20 protein-coding genes and 1 pseudogene are annotated in these 22,613 nt (G+C 59.1%); 12 read left to right on the forward strand and 9 right to left on the reverse strand.

The genetic code is table 11. The features are described from left to right. The first annotated feature begins 66 nt into the window (after nt 1-66). The gene (sbcB, locus tag BFN10_RS08960; protein ID WP_071489375.1) at nt 67-1,494 is read left to right on the forward strand and encodes an exodeoxyribonuclease I; all 1,428 of its coding nucleotides are present in this window, start codon (nt 67-69) and stop codon (nt 1,492-1,494) included. 88 nt (nt 1,495-1,582) lie between these two features. Here the strand turns inward: sbcB and mvaT are convergent, their stop codons facing one another. After that, entirely contained in the window at nt 1,583-1,957 is a 375-nt protein-coding gene (mvaT, locus tag BFN10_RS08965; RefSeq protein ID WP_016970296.1) for a histone-like nucleoid-structuring protein MvaT, read from the reverse strand. 351 nt (nt 1,958-2,308) lie between these two features. On the opposite strand from mvaT, the gene purU reads away from it, so the two are divergent. Both purU and BFN10_RS29430 read left to right on the forward strand, forming a co-directional pair. Beyond that, on the forward strand, nt 2,309-3,157 hold the full coding sequence (purU, locus tag BFN10_RS08970) for a formyltetrahydrofolate deformylase (protein WP_071489376.1): 849 nt from the start codon (nt 2,309-2,311) through the stop codon (nt 3,155-3,157). An 86-nt stretch (nt 3,158-3,243) separates the two neighbouring features. Beyond that, complete coding sequence (locus BFN10_RS29430) at nt 3,244-3,414, forward strand: hypothetical protein (RefSeq protein WP_165447918.1); 171 nt, start codon at nt 3,244-3,246, stop codon at nt 3,412-3,414. Here the strand turns inward: BFN10_RS29430 and BFN10_RS30060 are convergent, their stop codons facing one another. Then, complete coding sequence (locus BFN10_RS30060) at nt 3,415-4,179, reverse strand: methyl-accepting chemotaxis protein (RefSeq protein ID WP_371322068.1); 765 nt, start codon at nt 4,177-4,179, stop codon at nt 3,415-3,417. Nucleotides 4,180-4,272: 93 nt separating this feature from the next. Beyond that, nucleotides 4,273-5,304: pseudogene (locus tag BFN10_RS30065) on the reverse strand (HAMP domain-containing protein); the annotation flags it as partial. A 204-nt stretch (nt 5,305-5,508) separates the two neighbouring features. Here BFN10_RS30065 and BFN10_RS08980 point away from each other — a divergent pair. Continuing rightward, the gene (locus BFN10_RS08980; protein WP_071489523.1) at nt 5,509-6,987 is read left to right on the forward strand and encodes a helicase HerA-like domain-containing protein; all 1,479 of its coding nucleotides are present in this window, start codon (nt 5,509-5,511) and stop codon (nt 6,985-6,987) included. A 4-nt stretch (nt 6,988-6,991) separates the two neighbouring features. Here BFN10_RS08980 and BFN10_RS08985 read toward each other — a convergent pair whose 3' ends face one another. Then, a complete protein-coding gene (locus BFN10_RS08985) occupies nt 6,992-7,447 on the reverse strand; it encodes a DUF721 domain-containing protein (RefSeq protein WP_071489378.1) in 456 nt (151 codons plus the stop codon). A gap of 303 nt (nt 7,448-7,750) precedes the next feature. Between BFN10_RS08985 and secA the strand changes: the two genes are divergently transcribed. From secA to BFN10_RS09000, 3 genes are all read left to right on the forward strand, one after another. After that, nucleotides 7,751-10,486, forward strand: coding sequence for a preprotein translocase subunit SecA (secA, locus tag BFN10_RS08990; RefSeq protein ID WP_071489379.1), 2,736 nt, complete (start codon nt 7,751-7,753; stop codon nt 10,484-10,486). Nucleotides 10,487-10,609: 123 nt separating this feature from the next. Beyond that, on the forward strand, nt 10,610-11,827 hold the full coding sequence (gene argJ, locus BFN10_RS08995; protein WP_071489380.1) for a bifunctional glutamate N-acetyltransferase/amino-acid acetyltransferase ArgJ: 1,218 nt from the start codon (nt 10,610-10,612) through the stop codon (nt 11,825-11,827). Between the two features lie 13 nt (nt 11,828-11,840). Further along, nucleotides 11,841-12,785, forward strand: a complete 945-nt coding sequence (locus BFN10_RS09000; RefSeq protein WP_071489381.1) for a Nudix family hydrolase — start codon at nt 11,841-11,843, stop codon at nt 12,783-12,785. 127 nt (nt 12,786-12,912) lie between these two features. Here the strand turns inward: BFN10_RS09000 and BFN10_RS09005 are convergent, their stop codons facing one another. Genes BFN10_RS09005 through BFN10_RS09015 form a run of 3 tightly spaced genes read right to left on the reverse strand, consistent with a single transcriptional unit; the run spans nt 12,913 to nt 16,494 of the window. Further along, nucleotides 12,913-13,491: a cob(I)yrinic acid a,c-diamide adenosyltransferase gene (locus BFN10_RS09005; RefSeq protein WP_071489382.1), complete on the reverse strand. Its 579-nt coding sequence runs from the start codon at nt 13,489-13,491 to the stop codon at nt 12,913-12,915. A gap of 2 nt (nt 13,492-13,493) precedes the next feature. Continuing rightward, the gene (locus BFN10_RS09010; RefSeq protein ID WP_071489383.1) at nt 13,494-15,530 is read right to left on the reverse strand and encodes a sensor histidine kinase; all 2,037 of its coding nucleotides are present in this window, start codon (nt 15,528-15,530) and stop codon (nt 13,494-13,496) included. A 46-nt stretch (nt 15,531-15,576) separates the two neighbouring features. Further along, nucleotides 15,577-16,494, reverse strand: a complete 918-nt coding sequence (locus tag BFN10_RS09015; RefSeq protein WP_071489384.1) for a putative 2-dehydropantoate 2-reductase — start codon at nt 16,492-16,494, stop codon at nt 15,577-15,579. A 123-nt stretch (nt 16,495-16,617) separates the two neighbouring features. Between BFN10_RS09015 and BFN10_RS09020 the strand changes: the two genes are divergently transcribed. Both BFN10_RS09020 and BFN10_RS09025 read left to right on the forward strand, forming a co-directional pair. Further along, nucleotides 16,618-17,103: a YajQ family cyclic di-GMP-binding protein gene (locus BFN10_RS09020; protein ID WP_071489385.1), complete on the forward strand. Its 486-nt coding sequence runs from the start codon at nt 16,618-16,620 to the stop codon at nt 17,101-17,103. A 135-nt stretch (nt 17,104-17,238) separates the two neighbouring features. Further along, entirely contained in the window at nt 17,239-18,081 is an 843-nt protein-coding gene (locus BFN10_RS09025) for a mechanosensitive ion channel family protein (protein ID WP_071489386.1), read from the forward strand. Nucleotides 18,082-18,273: 192 nt separating this feature from the next. On the opposite strand, the gene BFN10_RS09030 is transcribed toward BFN10_RS09025, so the two are convergent. Continuing rightward, complete coding sequence (locus BFN10_RS09030; RefSeq protein ID WP_071489387.1) at nt 18,274-19,572, reverse strand: OprD family porin; 1,299 nt, start codon at nt 19,570-19,572, stop codon at nt 18,274-18,276. A 745-nt stretch (nt 19,573-20,317) separates the two neighbouring features. On the opposite strand from BFN10_RS09030, the gene BFN10_RS09035 reads away from it, so the two are divergent. Beyond that, entirely contained in the window at nt 20,318-20,743 is a 426-nt protein-coding gene (locus BFN10_RS09035) for an HIT domain-containing protein (RefSeq protein ID WP_071489388.1), read from the forward strand. Between the two features lie 3 nt (nt 20,744-20,746). Next, the gene (locus BFN10_RS09040) at nt 20,747-20,953 is read left to right on the forward strand and encodes a SlyX family protein (protein WP_015885618.1); all 207 of its coding nucleotides are present in this window, start codon (nt 20,747-20,749) and stop codon (nt 20,951-20,953) included. 68 nt (nt 20,954-21,021) lie between these two features. On the opposite strand, the gene BFN10_RS29885 is transcribed toward BFN10_RS09040, so the two are convergent. Continuing rightward, nucleotides 21,022-21,624, reverse strand: coding sequence for a cold-shock protein (locus BFN10_RS29885; RefSeq protein WP_058423272.1), 603 nt, complete (start codon nt 21,622-21,624; stop codon nt 21,022-21,024). A 414-nt stretch (nt 21,625-22,038) separates the two neighbouring features. On the opposite strand from BFN10_RS29885, the gene BFN10_RS09050 reads away from it, so the two are divergent. After that, nucleotides 22,039-22,512: a Dps family protein gene (locus BFN10_RS09050; RefSeq protein WP_071489389.1), complete on the forward strand. Its 474-nt coding sequence runs from the start codon at nt 22,039-22,041 to the stop codon at nt 22,510-22,512. The last annotated feature ends 101 nt before the right edge of the window (nt 22,513-22,613 follow it).

Raw genomic sequence — 22,613 nt, forward strand, 5'->3', positions numbered from 1 at the left:
TTTGGTGCTGGTCGCGGACGCCTTCCAGCGCCTAGACTTTGTCGATCTTCAGTACAGGAACAGCCCGTGACCTCCATTTTCTGGTACGACTATGAAACCACCGGCATCAACCCGCGCAGCGATCGCCCTCTTCAGGTAGCCGGAATTCGTACCGACCTTGAACTCAACGAGATCGGCGCGCCGGTCAATCTCTATTGCCAGCCCAGCGACGATATCCTGCCGCACCCCATCGCCTGTGCGATCACTGGAATCACGCCCGCAATACTCGCGGAAAAAGGCTTGGCCGAGGCTGACTTCATGACTCGGGTGCACACTGAACTGGCCGTCCCGGGTACATGCGGCGCCGGTTACAACACGCTGCGGTTTGATGACGAGATGACGCGCTACAGCCTCTATCGAAATTTTTTCGACCCCTACGCACGAGAATGGCAGGGGGGTAACAGTCGCTGGGATTTGATCGACGTGGTTCGCACCGCCTACGCCCTGCGCCCGGAGGGCATCGAGTGGCCGCAGCAGGATGGGCGTGTCACGCTCAAGCTGGAGCGGCTGACCGAAGCCAATGGTATCGACCATGGCCAGGCACACGATGCGTTATCCGATGTGCGTGCCACGATTGCATTGGCTCGGCTGGTACGTGAGAAACAGCCCAAGTTGTATGAATGGCTGTTTCAACTGCGCAGCAAGCAACGGGTGATGGACCAGGTGCGTCTGCTGCAGCCGATGGTGCATATTTCCGGGCGTTTTTCTGCCGAACGTCATTACCTGGGGGTGGTGCTGCCGCTTGCATGGCACCCGCGTAATCGCAATGCATTGATTGTCTGTGACCTTGGACTCGACCCGCAGGGGCTGCTGGACCTTGATGCCGATACCTTGCGCCGGCGTCTCTACACCCGCCGTGACGATCTGGCCGACGGTGAACTGCCGGTCCCCCTCAAATTGGTGCATATCAATCGCTGCCCCGTGGTGGCGCCCATGAATGTGCTGCGCGCAGAAGATCGTGAGCGTCTGCACTTGGACATGAGTATTTATCAGGAGCGGGCGCTGCGGCTAACTGACGCACAGGAACTTTGGCGCGATAAGTTGGCGGCCATTTACGCGCACGAAGACTTCACGCCGAGTTCGGACCCTGAGCAACAGCTTTACGACGGTTTTATCGGAGACCGTGACCGGCGTTTATGTGAACAAGTCCGAACGGCTGAGCCTGCGCAATTAGCGCGCCAGCAGTGGCCTTTTGATGACGAGCGTTTGCCTGAATTATTGTTCCGCTACCGAGCGCGCAACTTCCCCGATACGTTGAACAGCGAGGAGCAACTGCGCTGGAAACTTTTCTGTCAGCAACGTTTGTCGAGCCCGGAATGGGGCGCACCGAATACCCTTGAGGCGTTTGAACAGGCTCGGCGTGAGTTCGCTATAAGTGCTACACCGTTGCAGTCCCAGGTGCTGGAGCAATGGCAGGAGTATGCGGACTCTCTAGCAACCAGAATGAATCTGTAGTCGGTTTTGCAGACTATGCAGACAATAAAAAACGCCAGCAAGCTGGCGTTTTTTATGTGTAACGGCTCAGGCGCAAGCCTGGTGAGGCTTAGCCCAGCAGGGTAGCCCAACCTTCAACTACGTCACCGCCCCACTTGGCTTTCCACTCTTTCAGCGTTTTGTGGTTGCCACCTTTTGTTTCAATCACTTCGCCGTTGTGCGGGTTTTTGTACTGTTTGACTTTGCGGGCACGCTTGGTACCGGTAGTTTTTACGGCGCCGCGTGGAGCCTTAACTTTCGACTCTGGATCCAGCAGCGCAATGATGTCACGCAGGGATTTGGAGTATTCACCCATCAGGGCGCGCAATTTACCTTCGAATTCCAGCTCGGTTTGCAGTTTGTCGTCTTGGGACAGGTTCTTCAAACGGGCTTGCAGCTCTTTGATAGCTTCTTCGGTGGCACGGTATTCGTTGATCAGAGACATGTGGACTACCTTATGTAGAGCGCTGATTGACAGGGATAGTGGCCCAATAATAGTCAGGCGGTTTGCCCAAGTAAACATTTAAGGTCGCATTTATGTGAATTACTTTGAATGTTTGTAGCAATGCTATGCATTCGAGTTAATTACCAGGGCGTAGACCCTAAGATAAATCTGCTTGAAAAGCGGGAGCAGCCCTGGCGTGGCGCAACAGCCTCATATATGGAGTGGTAAAACCATAGGCTATTAAGGGACAAGGCTGTGGGCGATGATCAGAATAAACGTTAACGAGTACTGCAGTTTTCCTGCGCAATCGCTAGAATGGCGGCCTTTGCGAAGTTCTGGAGTTTTCCCCTAATGCGCACTTTTCGGCTGGTGATTGCTTGCCCGGACCGGGTCGGCATCGTTGCCAAAGTCAGTAACTTTCTGGCCTCCCACAACGGCTGGATCACCGAGGCGAGTCATCACTCGGACAATCTCAGCGGTTGGTTCTTCATGCGTCACGAGATTCGTGCCGATTCGCTGCCTTTTGGTCTTGATGCCTTCCGCGAAGCGTTTGCGCCGATCGCCGAAGAGTTTTCGATGACCTGGCACATCACCGACACCGAGCAGAAAAAACGCGTGGTGTTGATGGCCAGCCGCGAATCCCACTGCCTGGCCGATTTGCTGCACCGCTGGCACAGTGATGAACTGGACTGCGAGATCGCTTGCGTGATTTCCAACCACGACGACCTGCGCAGCATGGTCGAGTGGCATGGCATTCCGTATTACCACGTGCCGGTAAACCCGCAGGACAAGGAGCCGGCGTTCGCCGAGGTTTCCCGCCTGGTCAAGCAGCACGAGGCTGACGTTGTGGTGCTGGCGCGCTACATGCAGATCCTGCCGCCGGAACTGTGCCGCGAATACGCCGGCAAGGTGATCAACATTCACCACAGCTTCCTGCCGTCGTTCGTAGGGGCCAAGCCTTACCACCAGGCTTCCCTGCGGGGCGTGAAGTTGATCGGCGCGACTTGCCACTACGTCACCGAGGAGCTGGACGCCGGTCCGATCATCGAGCAGGACGTGGTGCGTGTCAGCCACAGCGACAGCATTGAAGACATGGTGCGTTTCGGTCGTGACGTCGAGAAGATGGTCCTGGCCCGAGGCCTGCGCTACCACCTGGAAGACCGCGTGCTGGTGCACGGCAACAAGACAGTGGTGTTCTGACCGACCTGTTGTGATTGAAGAATGAAGGGCCTGGGCGTTAAATCGTTCCAGGCCCTTTTTGTTTGCGCGCCTTTGAGGATTGAGCGATGAGTGATCCGTTGGACAAAGCCACGTCAAAAGCCCCCGCTACGTTGGGGGAGGGGTGTTTGAGTCGATATGACCCGGATGACCTGGACAGCGAGGACGGCACCGAATTTCCCGGTGCCGCCGAGTTGTGGGAGCAAGAGCAGGCCAGGTCCGAGCCTGAGGACTGCTGATCAAATCCGGAAACTACCGACCAATTGCTTCAACCGTGCCGCTTGTTGCTCAAGGTCGGCACATGCTCGCAGCGTGGATTGCAAGTTTTCCACCCCTTCCTGATTGAGGGTGTTGATCTCGGTAATGTCCATGTTGATCGACTCCACCACTGAAGTCTGTTCCTCAGTCGCGGTGGCGACCGACTGGTTCATGCCGTCGATCTCGCCGATGCGCTGGGTCACGCTGTTCAGGCGTTCGCCTGCCAGGTTGGCGATGTCCACGCTGTCGAGGCTATGGCGCTGACTATCACTCATGGTACTGACCGAATCCCGGGCGCCGACTTGCAGTTCCTCGATCATCTTCTGCACTTGCTGCGCAGATTCCTGCGTGCGATGCGCCAGGTTGCGCACTTCATCGGCAACCACCGCAAACCCACGGCCCGCTTCCCCGGCACGTGCCGCTTCAATGGCAGCGTTTAACGCCAGCAGGTTGGTTTGCTGGGAAATACTGGTAATGACTTCGAGAATCTGGCCAATATTCACCGTCTTGCTGTTAAGCGCTTCGATATTGCTGCTGGAAGCGCTGATCATCGCTGACAGCTGATTCATCGCCTTGATATTGCGCTCGACCACTTGCTGGCCGTCCTCAGCCAGATGCCGCGCATCGCTGGCCTGATGGGACGCTTGCGCGGCATTGCGCGCAATTTCCTGGGCGGCTGCGCCCAATTCATTGATGGCGGCGGCGACACTGTTGGTACGGTTGGCCTGCTCGTCGGAGTTGACCATCGACGAGTTGGACGCGCTGACCACCCGCAGTGCTACCTCATTCACAAGTTCGGTGGCTGAGGACACCTCGCGGATCGACGTATGAATACGCTCCACGAAGCGGTTGAACGCGTTACCCAGTGTGCCGAACTCATCATGATTCTGGATGGTCAGGCGACGGGTCAAATCGCCTTCGCCATCGGCAATATCCTGCATGGCGCGGGTCATCACATGCAGCGGTTGCATCAATACGCGGATAAGCATGCCGAGCAGGGCAATGATGATCACCACGGCGATAACCGTGGCTATTACCGCCGAAGTGCGGAATTCGCTGAGCATGGTGAAGGATTTGTCTTTATCTACTGAAATACCGACGTACCAGTTCACCGAGGGCAGGCCCTTGATCGGTGTAAAGGTCACGATGTTGTCCTTGCCGTTGGCCTCGACTTCGCTGAAGTCAGGACTGATCTTCGGTGTATTTTTTGGATAAACGTCAGCCAGGGTTTTCATCACCAGGTTTTTGTCCGGGTGTACCAGTACCTTGCCATCGGCGCTGACCAGAAACGCGTAGCCCATGCCGCCGAAGTCCAGCGCGCCAATGTTATCCACCAGGGTTTGCAGGCTCAGGTCGCCACCCACTACGCCGATGCTCTGAGCGCCTCGAGTGCTGGGGGTAGCCACGGAGATGATCAATTTGCCGGTGGCCGCATCGATATAGGGTTCGGTCAGGGTTGAGCCGTTGCTGCTTTGGGCGCCCTTGTACCAGGGCCGCACACGCGGGTCGAAACCATCCGGCATCTTGGTGTCGGGGCGGATGGTAAAGGCGCCCTGACTGTCGCCGACGTAGGTCGCCATAAATGAGGACGTCAGGGTTTTCTGTTCCAACAGGCCGGCAACCGCAGACGGCTCGGGGTTGATGGCGATGTTTTGTGCGGCGTTTTCCACCAGCGCAATACGCCCGCTCAGCCAGGTTTGAATGTTGCTGGCGGTGACGTCGCCCATTTCATGCAGGTAGTTGTTGAGGTCGTCGCGAATGGCGTTGCGTTGCAGGTAGTCGTTGTAGAGGGTAAACAGCGCGAAAGCCGCGATGACGATAAGGGAGGCTGCAAGCAGGATTTTGTGGCTGAAGCGCAGATTTTTATTCATGGCTTGTAGGGTCCGCTAAGGTCTTAATATCCAAGACGCGTCCTTGTGGGATGCGCAAAATGACAGCGTCAAAAAAGGTGTGATACTTCTTGTAGTAGCTCTGGTGGTCCAAGTAGGAACTATCTGACCTATTTTTAGACTTTGTGGGTCTCACATCTGCCTGTATCGACCTGGCGACACTAAAGATTAACCATGGGTGACGAAATGCCTGACTCCTCGCAACTGCTTATCGGTGCCGATCTTTCCGGCCAGCCCATCGCCCAGGCCATGCGGTTGGCCAATCGCCACGGGTTGATCGCCGGTGCCACCGGCACGGGCAAGACCGTTACATTGCAACGCCTGGCGGAAGCCTTCAGTGACGCCGGCGTGGCGGTGTTTGCCGCGGACATCAAAGGGGACCTTTGCGGCCTGGGCGCCGCAGCGAACCCGCAAGGCAAGGTCGCCGAGCGCATCGCCGGCATGCCTTTCCTGAACTACACGGCCAAGGCTTATCCGGTCACGCTGTGGGATATCCACGGGCAGTCCGGTCATCCATTGCGCACCACCATCAGCGAGATGGGCCCGTTGTTGCTCGGTAGTCTCCTGGAGCTCACTGACAGCCAACAGTCGGCGCTTTACGCAGCGTTCAAGGTGGCGGATCGTGAAGGCTTGCTGTTGCTGGACCTCAAGGACCTCAAGGCACTGCTTAATCACTTGCGCTATCACCCGGAATTACTGGGTGAAGACGCGGCGCTGATGACCACCGGATCCAGCCAGGCCCTCTTGCGGCGCCTGGCGGTGCTGGAGCAACAGGGCGCTGAAGCCTTGTTTGGCGAACCGGCCCTGCAGTTGGAAGACATCCTGCAACCCACCAGCGATGGGCGCGGGCGCATCCATCTGCTGGACGCCAGCCGCCTGGTGCACGAGGCGCCGAAGGTGTATGCGACGTTCCTGCTGTGGCTGTTGGCGGAGCTATTCGAGCAACTGCCCGAGCGTGGCGATGCAGACAAGCCGCTGCTTGCACTGTTTTTTGATGAAGCTCATTTGTTGTTCACCGATACGCCCAAGGCCTTGCAGGAGCGCCTGGAACAGGTGGTGCGGCTGATTCGCTCCAAAGGCGTCGGTGTGTATTTCGTCACTCAATCGCCAGGCGACCTGCCGGATAGCGTGTTGGCCCAACTCGGCCTGCGCATCCAGCATGGCTTGCGGGCGTTCACCACCAAGGAACAGAAATCCCTGCGCGCCGTAGCGGATGGGTTTCGGCCAAACCCTGCATTTGATGCCTTGTCGGTATTGACGGAACTGGGCACAGGTGAGGCCTTGGTGGGCACCTTGCAGGAAAAAGGCACGCCGGAAGTCGTCCAGCGCGTTTTGGTGGCACCGCCGCAATCACGGATAGGGCCGCTCAGCGAAGCCGAACGCGCCGCGTTGGTAGCCAGCTCGCCGCTGCAGGGGCGTTATGACAAGCCGATCGACCGGGAGTCCGCTTACGAAGTGCTGATGTCACGCAAGGCGCTTGGCCCGACCGAAGAAACCAGGCCGACCAACGACGAGCCGAGTTTCACCGACAGGGCCGGTGCATTTCTGGGCACCACGGCAGGCAAGGCGCTGAAATCGGCGATGCAGCAGGCCGCCAATCAGATGGGACGGCAACTGGTGCGTGGTTTGTTGGGATCGTTGCTAGGCGGCAGCAAGCGCAAATAGAGATTCAGGGTTTGGGCCTGGCGTGGGCTGCCAGCCGCTCAAGTGCAGCGCGCAAGGCGGGGTTACTGATCCCGTCGGCTGTTGCCTGAATGGTTTCGGCGGCATTCGTCGACAGGTCGTGAGTATGCTCCACCACGGCGGGCAGGGTGGTGGGCGGTTGTACCTTGAACTGGATGCGCGTCAGGCCGGCGAATTCATCAAAGGCCATCAATTGACGTTGCAGGCGTTTTTGCTGATAACGCAGACGTGTCGCCCAATGGCCATCTGTGACAATTAGCAGCAGGTTGCCTTCGCGCCAGGACGCTACGCGGCAGTGTTCGCGCGCGGCCGGTTGCAGCTGGCTTTCAAGCAGGCGTTGCAGGCGGCCCAGGCGTTGCGCATGGCCGAAGATGGCTTTCAGCGGCTTGGCATCACGAAGCAACACCGCAGGCGCGCGGGCTGGTGAGGGGCGAAATGCCATTATTGGACACCTTAAGTAACAGAGCTGCCATCTTAGCAGAAAGCCCCCGTACGCCCCAGGCGCTGCATCCATGGGTTTTGTTCGTGAAATCAATCGGTAACTTCTGCGCTCCATGGGTTGAAGTTCCGGTAAAAGCCCTTATTTTAAACAAGCCCTCTCACCGCCCCATGCCAGCATCGGGGAACAACGCCACTTTCCTCACCCACGATTCCGGGTAGAATGCGCGTTCGCATGCGGCCGTGAGGGCTGCTCGGGCCACTCACGGTGCGCCCTCCATCCCTATGTGTGGAAGAACCTGCCGATATGTTTGCGCCTTTGTTAAAGAAACTTTTTGGAAGCAAGAATGAGCGCGAAGTCAAACGCATGCTCAAGACGGTGCAGCTGGTCAATGCCCTCGAAGAGCAGATGGTTGCCCTTTCGGACGAGCAATTGCGCGCCAAGACCCAAGAGTTCAAGGCCCGCATAGCCAAAGGTGAAACCCTCGACAAACTGCTTCCCGAAGCCTTTGCGGTCGCCCGTGAAGCCGGTAAGCGTGTCATGGGCATGCGCCACTTCGACGTCCAGTTGATCGGCGGCATGACCTTGCATGAAGGCATGATTGCCGAAATGCGCACCGGTGAAGGCAAGACCCTGGTGGCGACCCTGGGCGTTTACCTCAACGCACTGTCCGGCAAGGGCGTGCACGTGGTGACGGTGAACGACTACCTGGCTCGCCGCGACGCCAACTGGATGCGCCCGCTCTATGAATTCCTCGGCCTGACCGTCGGCGTGGTAACGCCGTTCCAGCCGCCGGAAGAGAAGCGCGCTGCCTATGCCGCCGACATCACCTACGGCACCAACAACGAATTCGGTTTCGACTACCTGCGCGACAACATGGCGTTCAGCATGGAAGAAAAATTCCAGCGCGAACTCAACTTTGCCGTGATCGACGAAGTCGACTCCATCCTCATCGACGAAGCCCGTACCCCGCTGATCATCTCCGGCCAGGCCGAAGACAGCTCGCGCCTGTATACCGAGATCAACAAGTTGATCCCGCGCCTGGAGCAGCACATCGAGGAAGTGGAAGGCGTGGTGACCAAAGAAGGCCACTTCACCATCGACGAGAAGACCCGCCAGGTCGAACTCAACGAAGCCGGTCACCAGTTCGTCGAAGAAATGCTGACCCAGATCGGCGAGCTGGCCGAGGGTGAAAGCCTGTACTCGGCGCACAACCTGGGCCTGTTGACCCATGTGTATGCCGGCCTGCGTGCCCACAAGCTGTTCCATCGCAACGTCGAGTACATCGTGCAGGACGGCCAGGTCGTGCTGGTCGACGAGCACACCGGCCGTACCATGCCGGGTCGCCGTCTGTCCGAAGGCCTGCACCAGGCCATCGAAGCGAAGGAACACCTCAACATCCAGGCTGAAAGCCAGACGTTGGCGTCCACCACCTTCCAGAACTACTTCCGTCTTTACAACAAACTGTCCGGCATGACCGGTACGGCCGACACCGAAGCGTTCGAATTCCACCAGATCTACGGTCTGTCGGTGGTGGTTATCCCGCCGAACAAGCCACTGGCGCGTAAGGACTACAACGACCTGGTGTTCCTGACCGCCGAAGAGAAGTACGCGGCGATCATCAACGACATCAAGGACGGCATGGCCAAGGGCCGTCCGATCCTGGTGGGTACCGCCACCATCGAGACTTCCGAGCATGTGTCCAACCTGCTCAACAAGGAAGGCATCGAGCACAAGGTCCTCAACGCCAAGTTCCACGAAAAAGAAGCCGAGATCATCGCCCAGGCCGGTCGTCCGGGCGCACTGACCATCGCCACCAACATGGCGGGTCGTGGTACCGACATCCTGTTGGGCGGCAACTGGGAAGTGGAAGTCGCGGCCCTGGACAACCCGAGCCCCGAGCAGATCGCCCAGATCAAGGCCGACTGGCAGAAGCGCCACCAGGCCGTGCTGGAATCCGGCGGCCTGCAGGTGATCGCTTCCGAGCGTCACGAATCGCGCCGTATCGACAACCAACTGCGTGGCCGTGCCGGTCGCCAGGGTGACGCCGGTTCCAGCCGCTTCTACCTGTCCCTGGAAGACAGCCTGATGCGCATCTTCGCCTCGGACCGCGTGAAAAACTTCATGAAGGCCCTGGGCATGCAGTCCGGTGAAGCGATCGAGCACCGCATGGTGACCAACGCCATCGAGAAGGCGCAGCGCAAGGTTGAAGGCCGCAACTTCGATATTCGTAAGCAACTGCTCGAGTTCGATGACGTCAACAACGAACAGCGTAAAGTGATCTATCACATGCGTAACACGTTGCTGGCCGCCGACAACATTGGCGAGACCATCGCCGATTTCCGCCAGGACGTGCTCAACGCCACCGTCAGCGCACACATCCCGCCACAATCCCTGCCTGAGCAGTGGGATGTTGCCGGCCTGGAAGCAGCGTTGAAGAGCGACTTCGGTGTCGACTTGCCGGTCCAGCAGTGGTTGGACGAAGACGACCATCTTTACGAAGAAACCCTGCGCGAAAAACTGATGGCCGAATTGCTGGCCGCGTACAACGAGAAAGAAGAGCAGGCGAGTGCCGAAGCACTGCGCACCTTCGAGAAGCAAATCGTTCTGCGAGTGCTGGACGACCTGTGGAAAGACCACCTGTCGACCATGGACCACCTGCGTCACGGCATTCACCTGCGCGGTTACGCCCAGAAGAACCCGAAGCAGGAGTACAAGCGCGAGTCGTACACGCTGTTCTCCGAACTGCTGGATTCGATCAAGCGCGATTCCATCCGTGTGCTCTCCCACGTTCAGGTGCGTCGCGAAGACCCGATCGAGGAAGAAGCCCGCCTGCGTCAGGAAGCCGAGGCACTGGCTGCGCGCATGCAGTTCCAGCACGACGAAGCACCGGGCCTGGAAGCCCCTGAGGTATTGGGCGAAGAGATCGATGTGGCCCTGGCTCAAAGCCCGGTGCGCAACGAACAGAAGCTGGGTCGCAACGAGCTGTGCTGGTGCGGCTCGGGCAAGAAGTTCAAACACTGCCACGGCCAGATCGAATAAGATTTCCGCCTGACGCTGCAACACCCTGCGCCGCGACCGGCTCCTGCCGTCGCGGCGTTTTGCCATTAATTTCACCGTCGCTCACGACGGCACAGACATCACCCATTTTTAAGGAGCGCATTCATGGCTGTTGGTCTTGGTCCTTTGCCCACGTTGCACCCGGTTGCCGGTTTTGAACTCGGTATCGCTTCGGCCGGCATCAAGCGCCCGGGGCGCAAGGATGTGGTCGTGATGCGTTGCGCCGAAGGCTCGACCGTTGCTGGTGTGTTCACCCTCAACGCGTTCTGCGCCGCGCCGGTGATCCTGGCCAAGCAACGCGTGGCCGGTACCATCCGCTACCTGCTGACCAACACCGGTAATGCCAACGCTGGCACCGGCGAGCCAGGTCTGGTAGCGGCGGCGCGTACCTGCGCCAAGCTGGCCCAACTGACCGGCGTGGACGCCAGCCAAGTGCTGCCGTATTCCACCGGCGTGATCGGTGAGCCATTGCCCGTCGAAAAAATCGAAGGCGCGCTGCAAGCCGCATTGGACGACCTGTCTGTGGATAACTGGGCAGCCGCCGCCACCGGCATCATGACCACCGACACCCTGCCAAAAGGCGCCAGCCGCCAGTTCGTGCACGACGGCGTGACCGTCACCGTGACCGGCATCAGCAAGGGCGCGGGCATGATCCGTCCAAACATGGCCACCATGCTCGGCTACATCGCCACCGACGCCAAAGTCTCCCGCGACGTGCTGCACAGCCTGATCCTGGACGGCGCCAACAAGTCGTTCAACCGCATCACCATCGATGGCGACACTTCGACCAACGACTGCTGCATGCTGATCGCCACCGGCCAGGCCAACCTGCCGGAGATCACCGAGGCCAGCGGCCCGCTGTTCGCCGCGTTGAAGCAGGCGGTGTTTGAAGTGTGCATGGACGTGGCGCAGGCCATCGTGCGGGATGGCGAGGGCGCGACCAAGTTCGTGACGGTTGAAGTCAACGGCGGCGCTAACCACCAGGAATGCCTGGACGTGGGTTACACCGTGGCTCACTCGCCACTGATCAAGACCGCGCTGTTCGCCTCTGACCCGAACTGGGGCCGTATCCTGGCGGCCGTCGGCCGCGCCGGTGTGCCGGACCTGGACGTGAGCAAGATCGATGTGTTCCTGGGCGATGTGTGCATTGCCAGCCGTGGCGCCCGTGCTGAAACCTACACCGAAGCCCAGGGTTCGGCGGTGATGCAGCAGGAAGAAATCACCATCCGCATCGAGTTGGGTCGCGGCGAATGCAGCGAAACCATCTGGACCACCGACCTGTCCCACGAGTACGTGAAGATCAACGCGGAATACCGTACCTAAGAGGATAAGCGCGGTGAAACGAGTGCATGTAGCAGCAGCGGTGATCCGCGGTGTCGACGGCAAAATCCTGCTGGCGCGCCGCGCCGATACCCAGCATCAGGGCGGCCTCTGGGAGTTTCCCGGCGGCAAGGTGGAAGCCAATGAATCGGTAGCCGGCGCACTGTCCCGCGAATTGCAGGAAGAGCTGGGCATCCAGGTCACCACGGCGCGACCGCTGATCAAGGTGCAGCATGACTACCCGGACAAGCAGGTGTTACTGGATGTCTGGGAAGTCTCGGCTTTTACCGGTGAGCCCCATGGCGCCGAAGGGCAACCGCTGGAGTGGGTGGCGCCCCGGGATCTGCTCAACTACGAGTTCCCGGCGGCCAATGCACCGATCGTTGCGGCTGCGCGTTTACCTGCCGAGTACCTGATCACCCCGGGCGAACTGGAAACCCCGACGTTACTGCGGGGTATTCAGAAAGCCATTGCTGGCGGCATCAAGCTGGTGCAACTGCGCGCGCCCAACGGCTACGACCCCAAATACCGCGACCTTGCGGTGGATGCGGTGGGCCTGTGTGCGGGCAAGGCCCAGTTGATGCTCAAGGGGCCGTTTGAATGGCTGGGGGATTTTCCTGCGGCCGGTTGGCACATGACCTCGGCGCAATTGCGCAAATACGCCAGCAAGGGGCGCCCGTTGCCGAAGGATCGCTGGCTGGCTGCTTCCTGCCATAACGCTGAGGAATTGGCTCTGGCAGAAATGATGGACGTGGATTTTGTCACGCTGTCGCCGGTGCAACCGACCCAGACCCATCCTGATGCGCAGCCGTTGGGTTGGGAGCAGGCCGCAGAGCTGATCCGTGGGTTCAGCAAACCGGTGTTTCTGTTGGGCGGGGTTGGACCCGCCGAGCGGGAGAAGGCTTGGGAGGCCGGGGCCCAAGGTGTCGCAGGGATTCGCGCGTTCTGGCCTGAGATTTGAGGCTGTTCTGACCGGCCTTATCGGGGAGGCAAGCCCCCTCCCACATTCGACCGAGTTCTACCGTTGGAATGCGGTCAAATGTGGGAGCGGGCTTGCTTGCGAAGGCGTCAGATCAGGCGCTGGATAATCAGTGGGGTTTAGCGGCAGCCTGCCATAAAACCTCGGCCACGCCCTGGCGCCTTGCAATCACCCGCGCCGCCACAAACAGCAAATCCGACAATCGATTGATGTACGCCAACCCCACCCCTTCCAACGGCTCGATCGCATTCAACTGCTGACACCGCCGCTCCGCACTGCGCGCCAGGCTGCGGCACATATGGGCCTGGGCGATCAACGCCGAGCCTCCGGGCAGGATGAAGTTCTCCAGCGGTCCCACTTCTTCATTCCAGCGGTCAATCGCCGCTTCCAGCCGGTCCACTTCCGCCGCATTCAACGCCTTGTACACCGGCATCGCCAACTCGCCCCCCAAGTCGAACAAGCGATGCTGGCAAGGCGTAAGCACCTCGATCACATCCTTCAGTTCCGGATGTTTGCCACTCTGTTCTTCCAGGCTGGCCAGTAACAAGCCCAACTGGCTGTTCAACGTATCAACCTCGCCAATGGCCTCCACCCGTGGGTGATCCTTGGGCACGCGGCGGCCGTCGCCCAGGCCGGTTTCGCCCTTGTCGCCGGTGCGGGTGTAGATTTTCGACAGGCGAAAGCCCATGTTCATTGCTCCAGTTGGGTGAGTTCGTAAGGCGGCAGCTGGCTGCCGGCCAGGGGTAAGCGCAAGGTAAAGCAGGTGCCCTGACCGAGGGTGGAGTGCACTTCCATCTGACCTTTGTGGTTGTTGGTGATGATGAAATACGACACCGACAGTCCAAGCCCGGTGCCCTGGCCGATTTCCTTGGTGGTGAAGAACGGCTCGAAGGTGCGTTTGCGCACGTTTTCGCTCATGCCGATGCCATTGTCTTCCACCTGGATCTCCGCCCACGGCGGGTTGAGGCGGGTGCGCAGGATGATGCGCCCCGGTTCGCTGTCGTCTTCACGCAGGTGGATGGCCTGGGCTGCGTTTTTCAGCAGGTTGAGCAGGACCTGTTCGAGTTCGTTGGCGGTGCCGGGCACCGGACCCAATTGGGGATCGAACTGGCGGATGATCGCCTGGCCCTTGAAGTCAAAGCCGATGGCCAGGTCGAAATCGTTACCGGCGATCTCCACCGCCTGGTCGATCAATGCTGGCAAGTCGCAAGGCGCCATCTGCCGATTGCTGCGGCGACTGAAACTGAGCATATGGGTGACGATCTTCGCCGCCCGCGCCCCGGCCTGCTGGATGCCGTCGAGCAACTGCGGCACTTCGCGGCTTTGCAGGTAGCGGTTGACGGTCTCCAGCTCGATACCCACCTGTTCCGCGTGTTCCAGGTTCTTCGGCAAGTCGGGGGACAAGCGGCGGCGGATGTTCTGCACGTTATGCAGGATCGCGCCCAGCGGGTTGTTGATCTCGTGGGCCATGCCGGCGGCCAGGCCGCCGACGGAGAGCATTTTCTCTGACTGCACCATCATTTCTTCCAGAGACAGGCGCTGGGTGATGTCATCGATGCGGATCACCACGCCACGTCCGGCACCGCCCATCAGCGGGTAAAACGTGAGGGCATAGTGCTTGGCTTCGTCGTCCTTGAACCAGGTGACGCGTTCGATGCGCTCCACCGTGTGTTGCTCGACCGCCGCCCTGATCTGCGGCAAGTAAGGCTTGAGCGGCTGGAAGGCCAGGTAGATCGGCTGATTCAGGGCTTCATCCAGGCGCGTGCCGGAGAGGGCGCTGGCTTCCTGGTTCCATTGGGTGACGTAGAGCTGTTCATCCAGGGCGATCAAGGCCGAGGGCATCGAGTCGATGATGCTGTTCAGGTAATTCTGGAAACCGGTGAGCTTTTTCTCGATCTTGCTGCGGACCTGGACTTCCAGCTCCAGCTTGCGGTTGGTGTGGCGCGTCTCCTCGGCCAAGCCTTGGGCCTGGTCGTACGCCGCCTGGGAGTCGTCCCGTGCACGCTTGAGCTGCTGCTCTCGGGCTTCGATGCGCGACAGCATGGTGTTGAAGGCTTCGGCCAGGCTGCCGATTTCATCGCGGTTACCGCGACCGGCACGCAGGGCGTAGTTCTCTTCGCGGGTGACCTGGCGCGACAGTTCTTCCAGCTCGTGGATCGGCCGGGTGATCAGGCGTTTGATCTGGCGGGCGATGACCAGCCACAACAGTACGCTGAAAATCAGGATGCCCAGGCTGGCTGTCAGCGTGCCGGTGTAGAACGCCACTGGCAGCTCGCTGCTGGCCACCAGCAGCAAATGCCCGGACGGTTGGCCGGCGCGAGGCAGGGTGATGACTTGGTTGCTGCGAAACTCGGTGACACGCCAGGCCTCGATATGCCGGTAGTTATCGGGAAGGTGCAGGCGGTCACCGTGTTGCATCTGCGCTAAACGGTTGCCGTCGCCGTCATACAGGGCGGCGGCGCGCAGCGGCGAATAGCTGGTCAGTTCATTGAGCAATGCGTCGGCCTTGGCCGGCGATTCGAGGGCCTCGGCGGCGAGCGCCGGGTTGGACACCAGGCGGCCGATGGCCTGCAAGGCCTGGGGCGCCATGCTTTCCTGGGAAATCCAGTAGGCGGCGCTGATAAAGGTCAGGTTGGCCACCAGCAGTACGGTGGTCAATAGCACCAGCAGGGCGGCCAGCAGTTTCTGCCCGACCGGTAGGTTTTCAAGACGCTGGCGCAGCGGCATCAGGGTTTTCCCAGGTGATAGACAGGCGGGCAGGGTAGCGCGTGCTTCAGTCGCGGGGCAATCCGCGTGCAAGCAACTGCTCGACCAGGCGCACTTGCAACTGTTGAAGGTGCGGCAGGTTCAGTTGGTGACGGGCAGCCGCCTGGCAAGCATAGCCCAATAGGTAGCTGATTTCGGTGCGGCGGCCGGCGGCCACGTCCTGGTACATGGAGGAGTAGTTCGCGGCGGTGGCCTGGATCACCCGTTCCACCTCGTGTTGCAGGTCCAGCGCGGCGTCGGGCTGGCCGCAGCATTCCAGCAGTTCGCCGAGTTCGGCGCACAGGGTGGCGACTTCGCACTGGTGGGCCTGTAGCTCGCCATTGCGGCACTGATACAGCACGGTCAGCGGGTTGATGGCGCAATTGAGCGCCAGTTTGCGCCAGAGCCGCGTGAGGATGTCGGTGCTCCAATCGTGGGGGATGCCGGCGGCGTGCAAGTCGTCGAGCCACAGCGGCGGGGTAGGGTGGCCCGCATCGCCCAGCCAGGTGTAGCCATGGCCGGCGAACACCACGCGCCAGTCGCCGTCGCGAAACGCGCCTTCGGTGCTGGAGGCGAAGATGCAGCGGGCCTGGGGCAGTTGCGCGGCGACGGCATCCTGGCTGCCCAGGCCGTTCTGTAACAGGATTAGTTCGGCGTCCAGTGCAAGGCGGTGTTGCAACTGTGCGACGGCGGCTTGAGCGTCGTAGGCTTTGCATGCCACCAGCAGGCGATGAATCGGCCCCGGACTGTCAGCTGTTTCGCCGATCACCGGGTAGGTGTGTGCTACACCTTGTTCCACCAGGGTCAGCCCCTTGGCTGCCTGATAACTGGCCAAGCGCGCTTCATCGCGCAGGATCAACCGTACGGGCACGCCAGCGCGCGCCAGGCGAGTGGCCCAAAGGGTGCCCAGGCTGCCGGCGCCGAGAATATGCCAGGTGGTCGACATCAGTTTTTGCTCCGTAGGGTCGCCCGCAGCGAACGGGACGAAAGAACCGCTATAATGCCCCGGCATTTTAGCTTGGGCGCGCTCCATCTCTACTGAGCCCGCCCCTTATATTGGAGATATGACATGCCTTCGTTCGACGTGGTATCCGAACTGGACAAACACGAAGTCACCAACGCCGTCGAGAACGCCGTCAAGGAGCTGGATCGCCGCTATGACTTGAAAGGCAAGGGCAGCTTCGAATTCAAGGAAAAAGAGCTGACCGTCAACCTGACCGCTGAAGCCGATTTCCAGCTGGAAGCGATGATCGAGATCCTCAAGCTGTCGCTGGTCAAGCGCAAGATCGATGTGCAGTGCCTTGAAGTCAAGGACGCCTACGCCTCCGGCAAACTGATGAAGCAGGAAGCCGTGCTCAAGGAAGGCATCGACAAGGAGCTGGCGAAGAAGATCGTCGCCCACATCAAGGACGCCAAGCTGAAAGTCCAGGCCGCGATCCAGGGTGAACAGGTACGCGTTACCGGCAAGAAGCGTGACGACCTGCAAGAAGCCATCGCGGCCCTGCGCGCCAAGACCTTCGACATGCCGCTGCAGTTCAATAACTTCCGCGACTGATGGCACATTGGGGAACCTGTGGGCGTTTTTGACGTCCCACGCCCCACAACCTGCGCCTACTATTGAGCCCTCCTGGGCTCAATTGCATTTATGGCCACTCGATACGCCGAACATCCGGTAACCAGGAGAATGTAGATGGATTTCAATGCTGAAGTGGATCACCTGATCAAGACCTCAGAGTCGTGGCTGCCGATGATCATGGAATACGGCAGCCGGTTTTTGCTGGCGGTGGTCACCCTGGCCATCGGTTGGTGGCTGATCAACGTGTTGACCCACCGCGTGGGACGTTTGCTGGCAATGCGCAATGCCGACCTGGCCCTGCAACACTTCATTACCAGCCTGGCGAACATTGCGCTCAAAGTCATGCTGGTGGTCAACGTGGCCTCGATGATCGGCGTGGCAACCACCTCGTTCGTAGCCGCGATTGGTGCCGCCACCCTGGCCATCGGCCTGGCCTTGCAAGGCAGCCTGGCGAACTTTGCCGGCGGCGTGCTGATTCTGCTGTTCCGCCCGTTCCGCATTGGTGACTGGATCGAAGCCCAAGGCACCTCGGGTACCGTCGACAGCATCCAGATCTTCCACACCGTGCTGCGCACCGGCGACAACAAGACCGTGATCATCCCTAACGGCAGTCTGTCCAACGGCCTGATCACCAACACCAACCGCCAGCCGACCCGCAAGGTGGTGTTTGATGTGGGTGTGGACTATGAAGCCGACCTGCAGAAAGCCCGTGAAGTGCTGCTGGAGCTGGCGAAGGATCCGCGCGTACTGGCCGATCCGGCCGCCGTGGCGGTGGTTTCGACTTTGGGCGACAGTTCGATCACCGTGTCCCTGCGTTGCTGGACCAAGACGGCGGATTATTGGGATGTGATGTTCATGTTGAATGAACTGGCGCGTGACCGTTTGAAAGCGGCGGGGATTGATATTCCATTTCCGCAGCGGGTTATTCGTGTGATGCAGGAAAGTGTTACGAAGTAACTAAGGACAATGGCGTTGAACTTGGCCAAAAGGTCAGGTTCAAGGTCGACGGGTTAATCTCGTTAGTTAGCTTGCTAGTTATTTTTCGATTGAAATTAAACGGCAATAAAAAAAGCCGCCTCCTTGTCTGCAAGGGGGCGGCTTTTTATTTAAGGCTGAAGCCCTAAGCCATCGTTGTAATCAAACGATCAATTACAAGATGTTCAGCGGGTAGTTCGCGATCAGGCGCAGTTCGTCGATCGAAGGCGAACCGTAGTAAACGCCATCACCCGAACGATAGGTGGCTTGACGCAGACGCAGGCTCAGGTCCTTGGCGGGACCACTTTGGATCACGTACTTGGCTTCGATATCGCGTTCCCACTCTTTACCGTTGGAGGTTGTGGCGGTTTGAGCGCCGCTACCGGTTACGTAACGAGTCATGAAGCTCAGACCAGGAATGCCGAAGGTCGCCATGTTGATGTCATAACGCGCCTGATAGGACTTCTCGCCTTCGGCGTTGAAGTCGGAACGGGCAATGGAGTTGGCCAGGAATACAGAGCCGCCGCCATCTACGCCGTAGCCGTAGTCGCCATCACCGGTGACTTTCTGAGCTGCCAGGGTGAAGGTGTGAGCGCCAATGGTGTACGCACCCTGCAAGCTGAATGCACGGTTATCGAGCTTGACGGAGTTGTCGTAGTAAGCGCGTTGCTTGCCTTCGCCGTCGCTTTTGGTGTCGTAGATGTTGAAGTCCAGTGCGAAGGACTGATCGTTGCTCAGCGCGTGGGTCCAGTTAAGGTTGCTGTACCACTTGCGGAAGTAATCTTCGGTTTTTGCGTAGTACAGGCTGCCAGTGACCTCTGGGGTGAAAGAGTAGACGGCACCGGCAAAGTCGGTTTTCGTCAGGCCCAGGCTGTCACGGAAGGTCTGGTTCTGTGCGACGCTGGAGGTGAAGTGACCTCCTTCCAGTTTCAGGCCCTTGATCTCGTTGCTGGTGATCGAGATGCCCTGTGGCAGCTCAGGCAGCAAACGGCTGTCGTCGGAGGCGAATACTGGGGCTGTGGTGTACTGATCACCCACTTTCAGCACAGTATCGGAGATACGGAATTTAACCGCGCCGCCGCCTTTGGAGTAATCGTCTTGCGAGCGACCGTCTGCACCGGTGGGGAACAGACCGGTACCGGCGCGACCCTTTCCGCTGTCGAGCTTGACGCCCAGCAGGCCGATCACGTCAACACCAACACCGATGGTGCCTTGGGTGAAGCCCGATTGGTACAGGGCGTTGAAGCCCAGGCCAGTCTCTTCGGCACGACTTTTGTTCTTGCCGTTGACTTGCTCGTAGCCACGCAGTGGTTCGTTGCGGAAGTCGCGGCTGAAGTACAGAGCGCGAGTATTGATGCTGAAAGTGCTGTCTTCAACAAAGCCCTTGGAATCGTCCTGGGCGGACGCCATTGCGAACTGCGAGGTGCCTGCTGAAACAGCCAGGGCGATCATGCTCCACTTCATCACGCGCATCGTGATTTGCTCCTTTGGTTTTAGGAAGAGTACTGCCGTCCCACCTGTATTTTTATCTGGGCGGCTCTTTCTTTTATGTGTCGGCGCAAAGTTATATCACGCAGACCCTATTGACGATACTTACCCATCTATCCTTTCAGCTTCTTTACGAGGCTGTCGTAAATTGCTAGCTCCATGTCGCAAATCCACAGTCCTGTTGTAACCGGACTGACAACTTCAATACTGTTTCCAAACCCTTTTCAAAGTTTGAACGCTTCCTTGATACGCATTGAAACGCTGCTGTTCTTTATCGCGAAACACCTGCTTCCAATCGGGTGTCGTTGCCGACGATGCCGGTGTCAATGCAACAAGCGTGCACAAAGCGGTAACCGAATGTCATTTTTTCGTGAAAACCGTTCCGCTCCTGTAAAAACCGCATAAGTACGGGCTTTTTACACCGTTTGGTTTGGGCTTGACGCGGCTGTGTTACCCCTGTTCGGTGGTACATAAAACCTGTGCGCGGGAAAAACGTTACCGGTTCACCCTCATGAGTGGGTAATTGGCGGATCCCTTTGAGGCACAAGTGGGTCATTTTGGTGCGTCCCGGTGAGGCCCGGTTTAGCGTAGCTCAAATATTCGACCGCCTCGAAAGAGTGCATGTTTTTTCATCACTGGCGCCGGCGCTTTCCTGCATTCGCCGTGAAGCCGTGCGCATTCGAAGGTATGCTGGGCGCCTGAACCTGACTTGCCGAACGGAGTGCCCGCGGTGTTCGCCCTAGATCAACGCCTGCAACAAGACACACTGGTCATCGGGGACTTCCCGCTGTGCCGCCTGCTGCTGTCCAATGACTCAAACTACCCGTGGTTCATCCTGGTGCCACGCATCAACGCTATCAGCGAAGTGTTTCAACTGGATGTCGCCGACCAGCAGCGTTTGTGGCAAGAGACGACTGCCCTGGCCCAGTTGCTGAATGAAGGCTTGGCCGCCGACAAGATGAACATCGGCGCCCTGGGCAATGTGGTCAGCCAATTGCACGTGCATGTGATCGTGCGCAAGCGCGACGATGCTGCCTGGCCGGCGCCGGTATGGGGCAAGCATCCGGCGCAGCCTTACACCGATGAGCAAGTCGCTGCCATCCGCGCCCGTCTGCGCGAGCTGTTGCCTGCCGACTTCATTTTCAACCAGGGCTGAATCATGGACCTGCAAGACCGCGTCACCGACCTGGAAAGCCGCCTGGCCTTCCAGGACGACACCATCGAGACCCTCAATGACATCCTCGTCACGCAGCAGCGTGCTGTAGAGCGCCTGCAATTGCAGATGACTGCGCTGCTCAAGCGCCAGGAAGAAATGGGCGGCCAATTCGAAACCTCCGAAGAAGAAGCGCCGCCGCCTCACTATTGATAGCCACGCATAAAAAAACCGCGACCCAGCCAGGCTGGATCGCGGTTTTTTTGCTGCGAGCGCAGGTATCAGCGGCGCGGCAGTGCAGCGATCACGTCTTCGGCCTGCAGGCCTTTGTCGCGATTCATCACGGAGAACTCCACGCGCTGGCCTTCCACCAGGACGCGATGGCCTTCGCCGCGAATGGCCCGGAAGTGGACGAAGATATCGTCGCCCGAATCACGGGAAATAAAGCCGAAGCCTTTGGATGTGTTGAACCACTTGACGGTACCGGTATCCCGATTGGTCATGTCGTAGGTTTGCGACGAGGCCGCAGGGGACGAACGGTAGAAGCTGATGGCCAGGTGAAGAACGATGGCGACCACAGCGATCACCAGGCTGAGCAGGATGGCCGGGTGACCGCCGACTTCAGGCATGGGTGCCAGGAGGGTGAGGGTTTGTACGACAACGGTCAGTACCAGCAGCGCGCTGACCAGGTTTTGCAGTTGATGTCGCGGGCCTTTGTTCCAGTAAGGGATCACCGGTGCCAGCGTCAGGTTAAGAAGGCCGAACATGGCCAGGTACAGAGCGTCGTGTTGTTCCAGATACGGCAGGCTTTCAGGCTGCAGGCTCGGGATAAAGGACAGCAGCAAAGCTGCAACGCCCGTTAGCAGGTGGACGATTTTCAACATTTTGATTAACTCACGTTAAGACGGATCACAAGGAAGAGCTGACTGGCACGGTTCGCTTCTGAACAATGGGAGGCGTTGGGCACGTGCGCGGGGTATCAGCCTATGTCGCTGCCGCAGAAAGTAACGGCGACGACACGCTGTCTATTTAACAGCAAAGGCTGTGCCTACTCAAATCAAGCATTTCGAGGTATTGCAAGGGCGATGGCATTTCTGCAGCAAACGCTTGTCCTAGACACGTGCAGGTTTTTCAAACGGCCAGCAGAGAAATTTCCTACCTGCCTCAAAGGCTTGGGCTGCCCCGGTCGGCAGGGCGCACCGGGGCGAATTGCCGCGCCGGGCTGCGCATCACCGGCACTCTTGCTAGAGTGGTCCTGCACCTGATCAATGAATGCTTGTCAATTGAAGGGGATAAACATGGCAATCGATATCGGTATCAGTGAAGAAGATCGTAAATCCATCGTCGACGGGCTTTCGCGACTGCTTTCCGATACCTATGTTCTGTATCTGAAAACCCACAACTTCCATTGGAACGTCACGGGCCCCATGTTCCGCACGCTGCACTTGATGTTCGAAGAGCAGTACAACGAACTGGCCCTGGCCGTGGACTCCATTGCCGAGCGTATCCGTGCCCTGGGGTTTGCTGCGCCGGGCGCCTACTCCATCTATGCCCGTCTTTCTTCCATCAAGGAAGAAGAGGGCGTGCCCAGTGCCGAAGAGATGATCAAGCAGTTGGTGGCTGGCCAGGAAGCGGTCACCCGCACCGCGCGCGGTATCTTCCCGCTGCTCGACAAGGTCAGCGATGAGCCGACGGCCGACCTGCTGACCCAGCGTATGCAGGTGCATGAGAAAACCGCGTGGATGCTGCGTTCCCTGCTTGAAAATCAGTAAACGCTGACCTTGAGTGGCGCCGCCCTGGCGCCGCTCGCTTGTTTCCGCGCATTTCCTGGCGTTGTCCTACGCCGATCAACTCCGCGTCTTCTGGCTGCCTG

The sequence above is a fragment of the Pseudomonas extremorientalis genome, from assembly GCF_001870465.1.
GTDB lineage: Bacteria > Pseudomonadota > Gammaproteobacteria > Pseudomonadales > Pseudomonadaceae > Aquipseudomonas > Aquipseudomonas extremorientalis.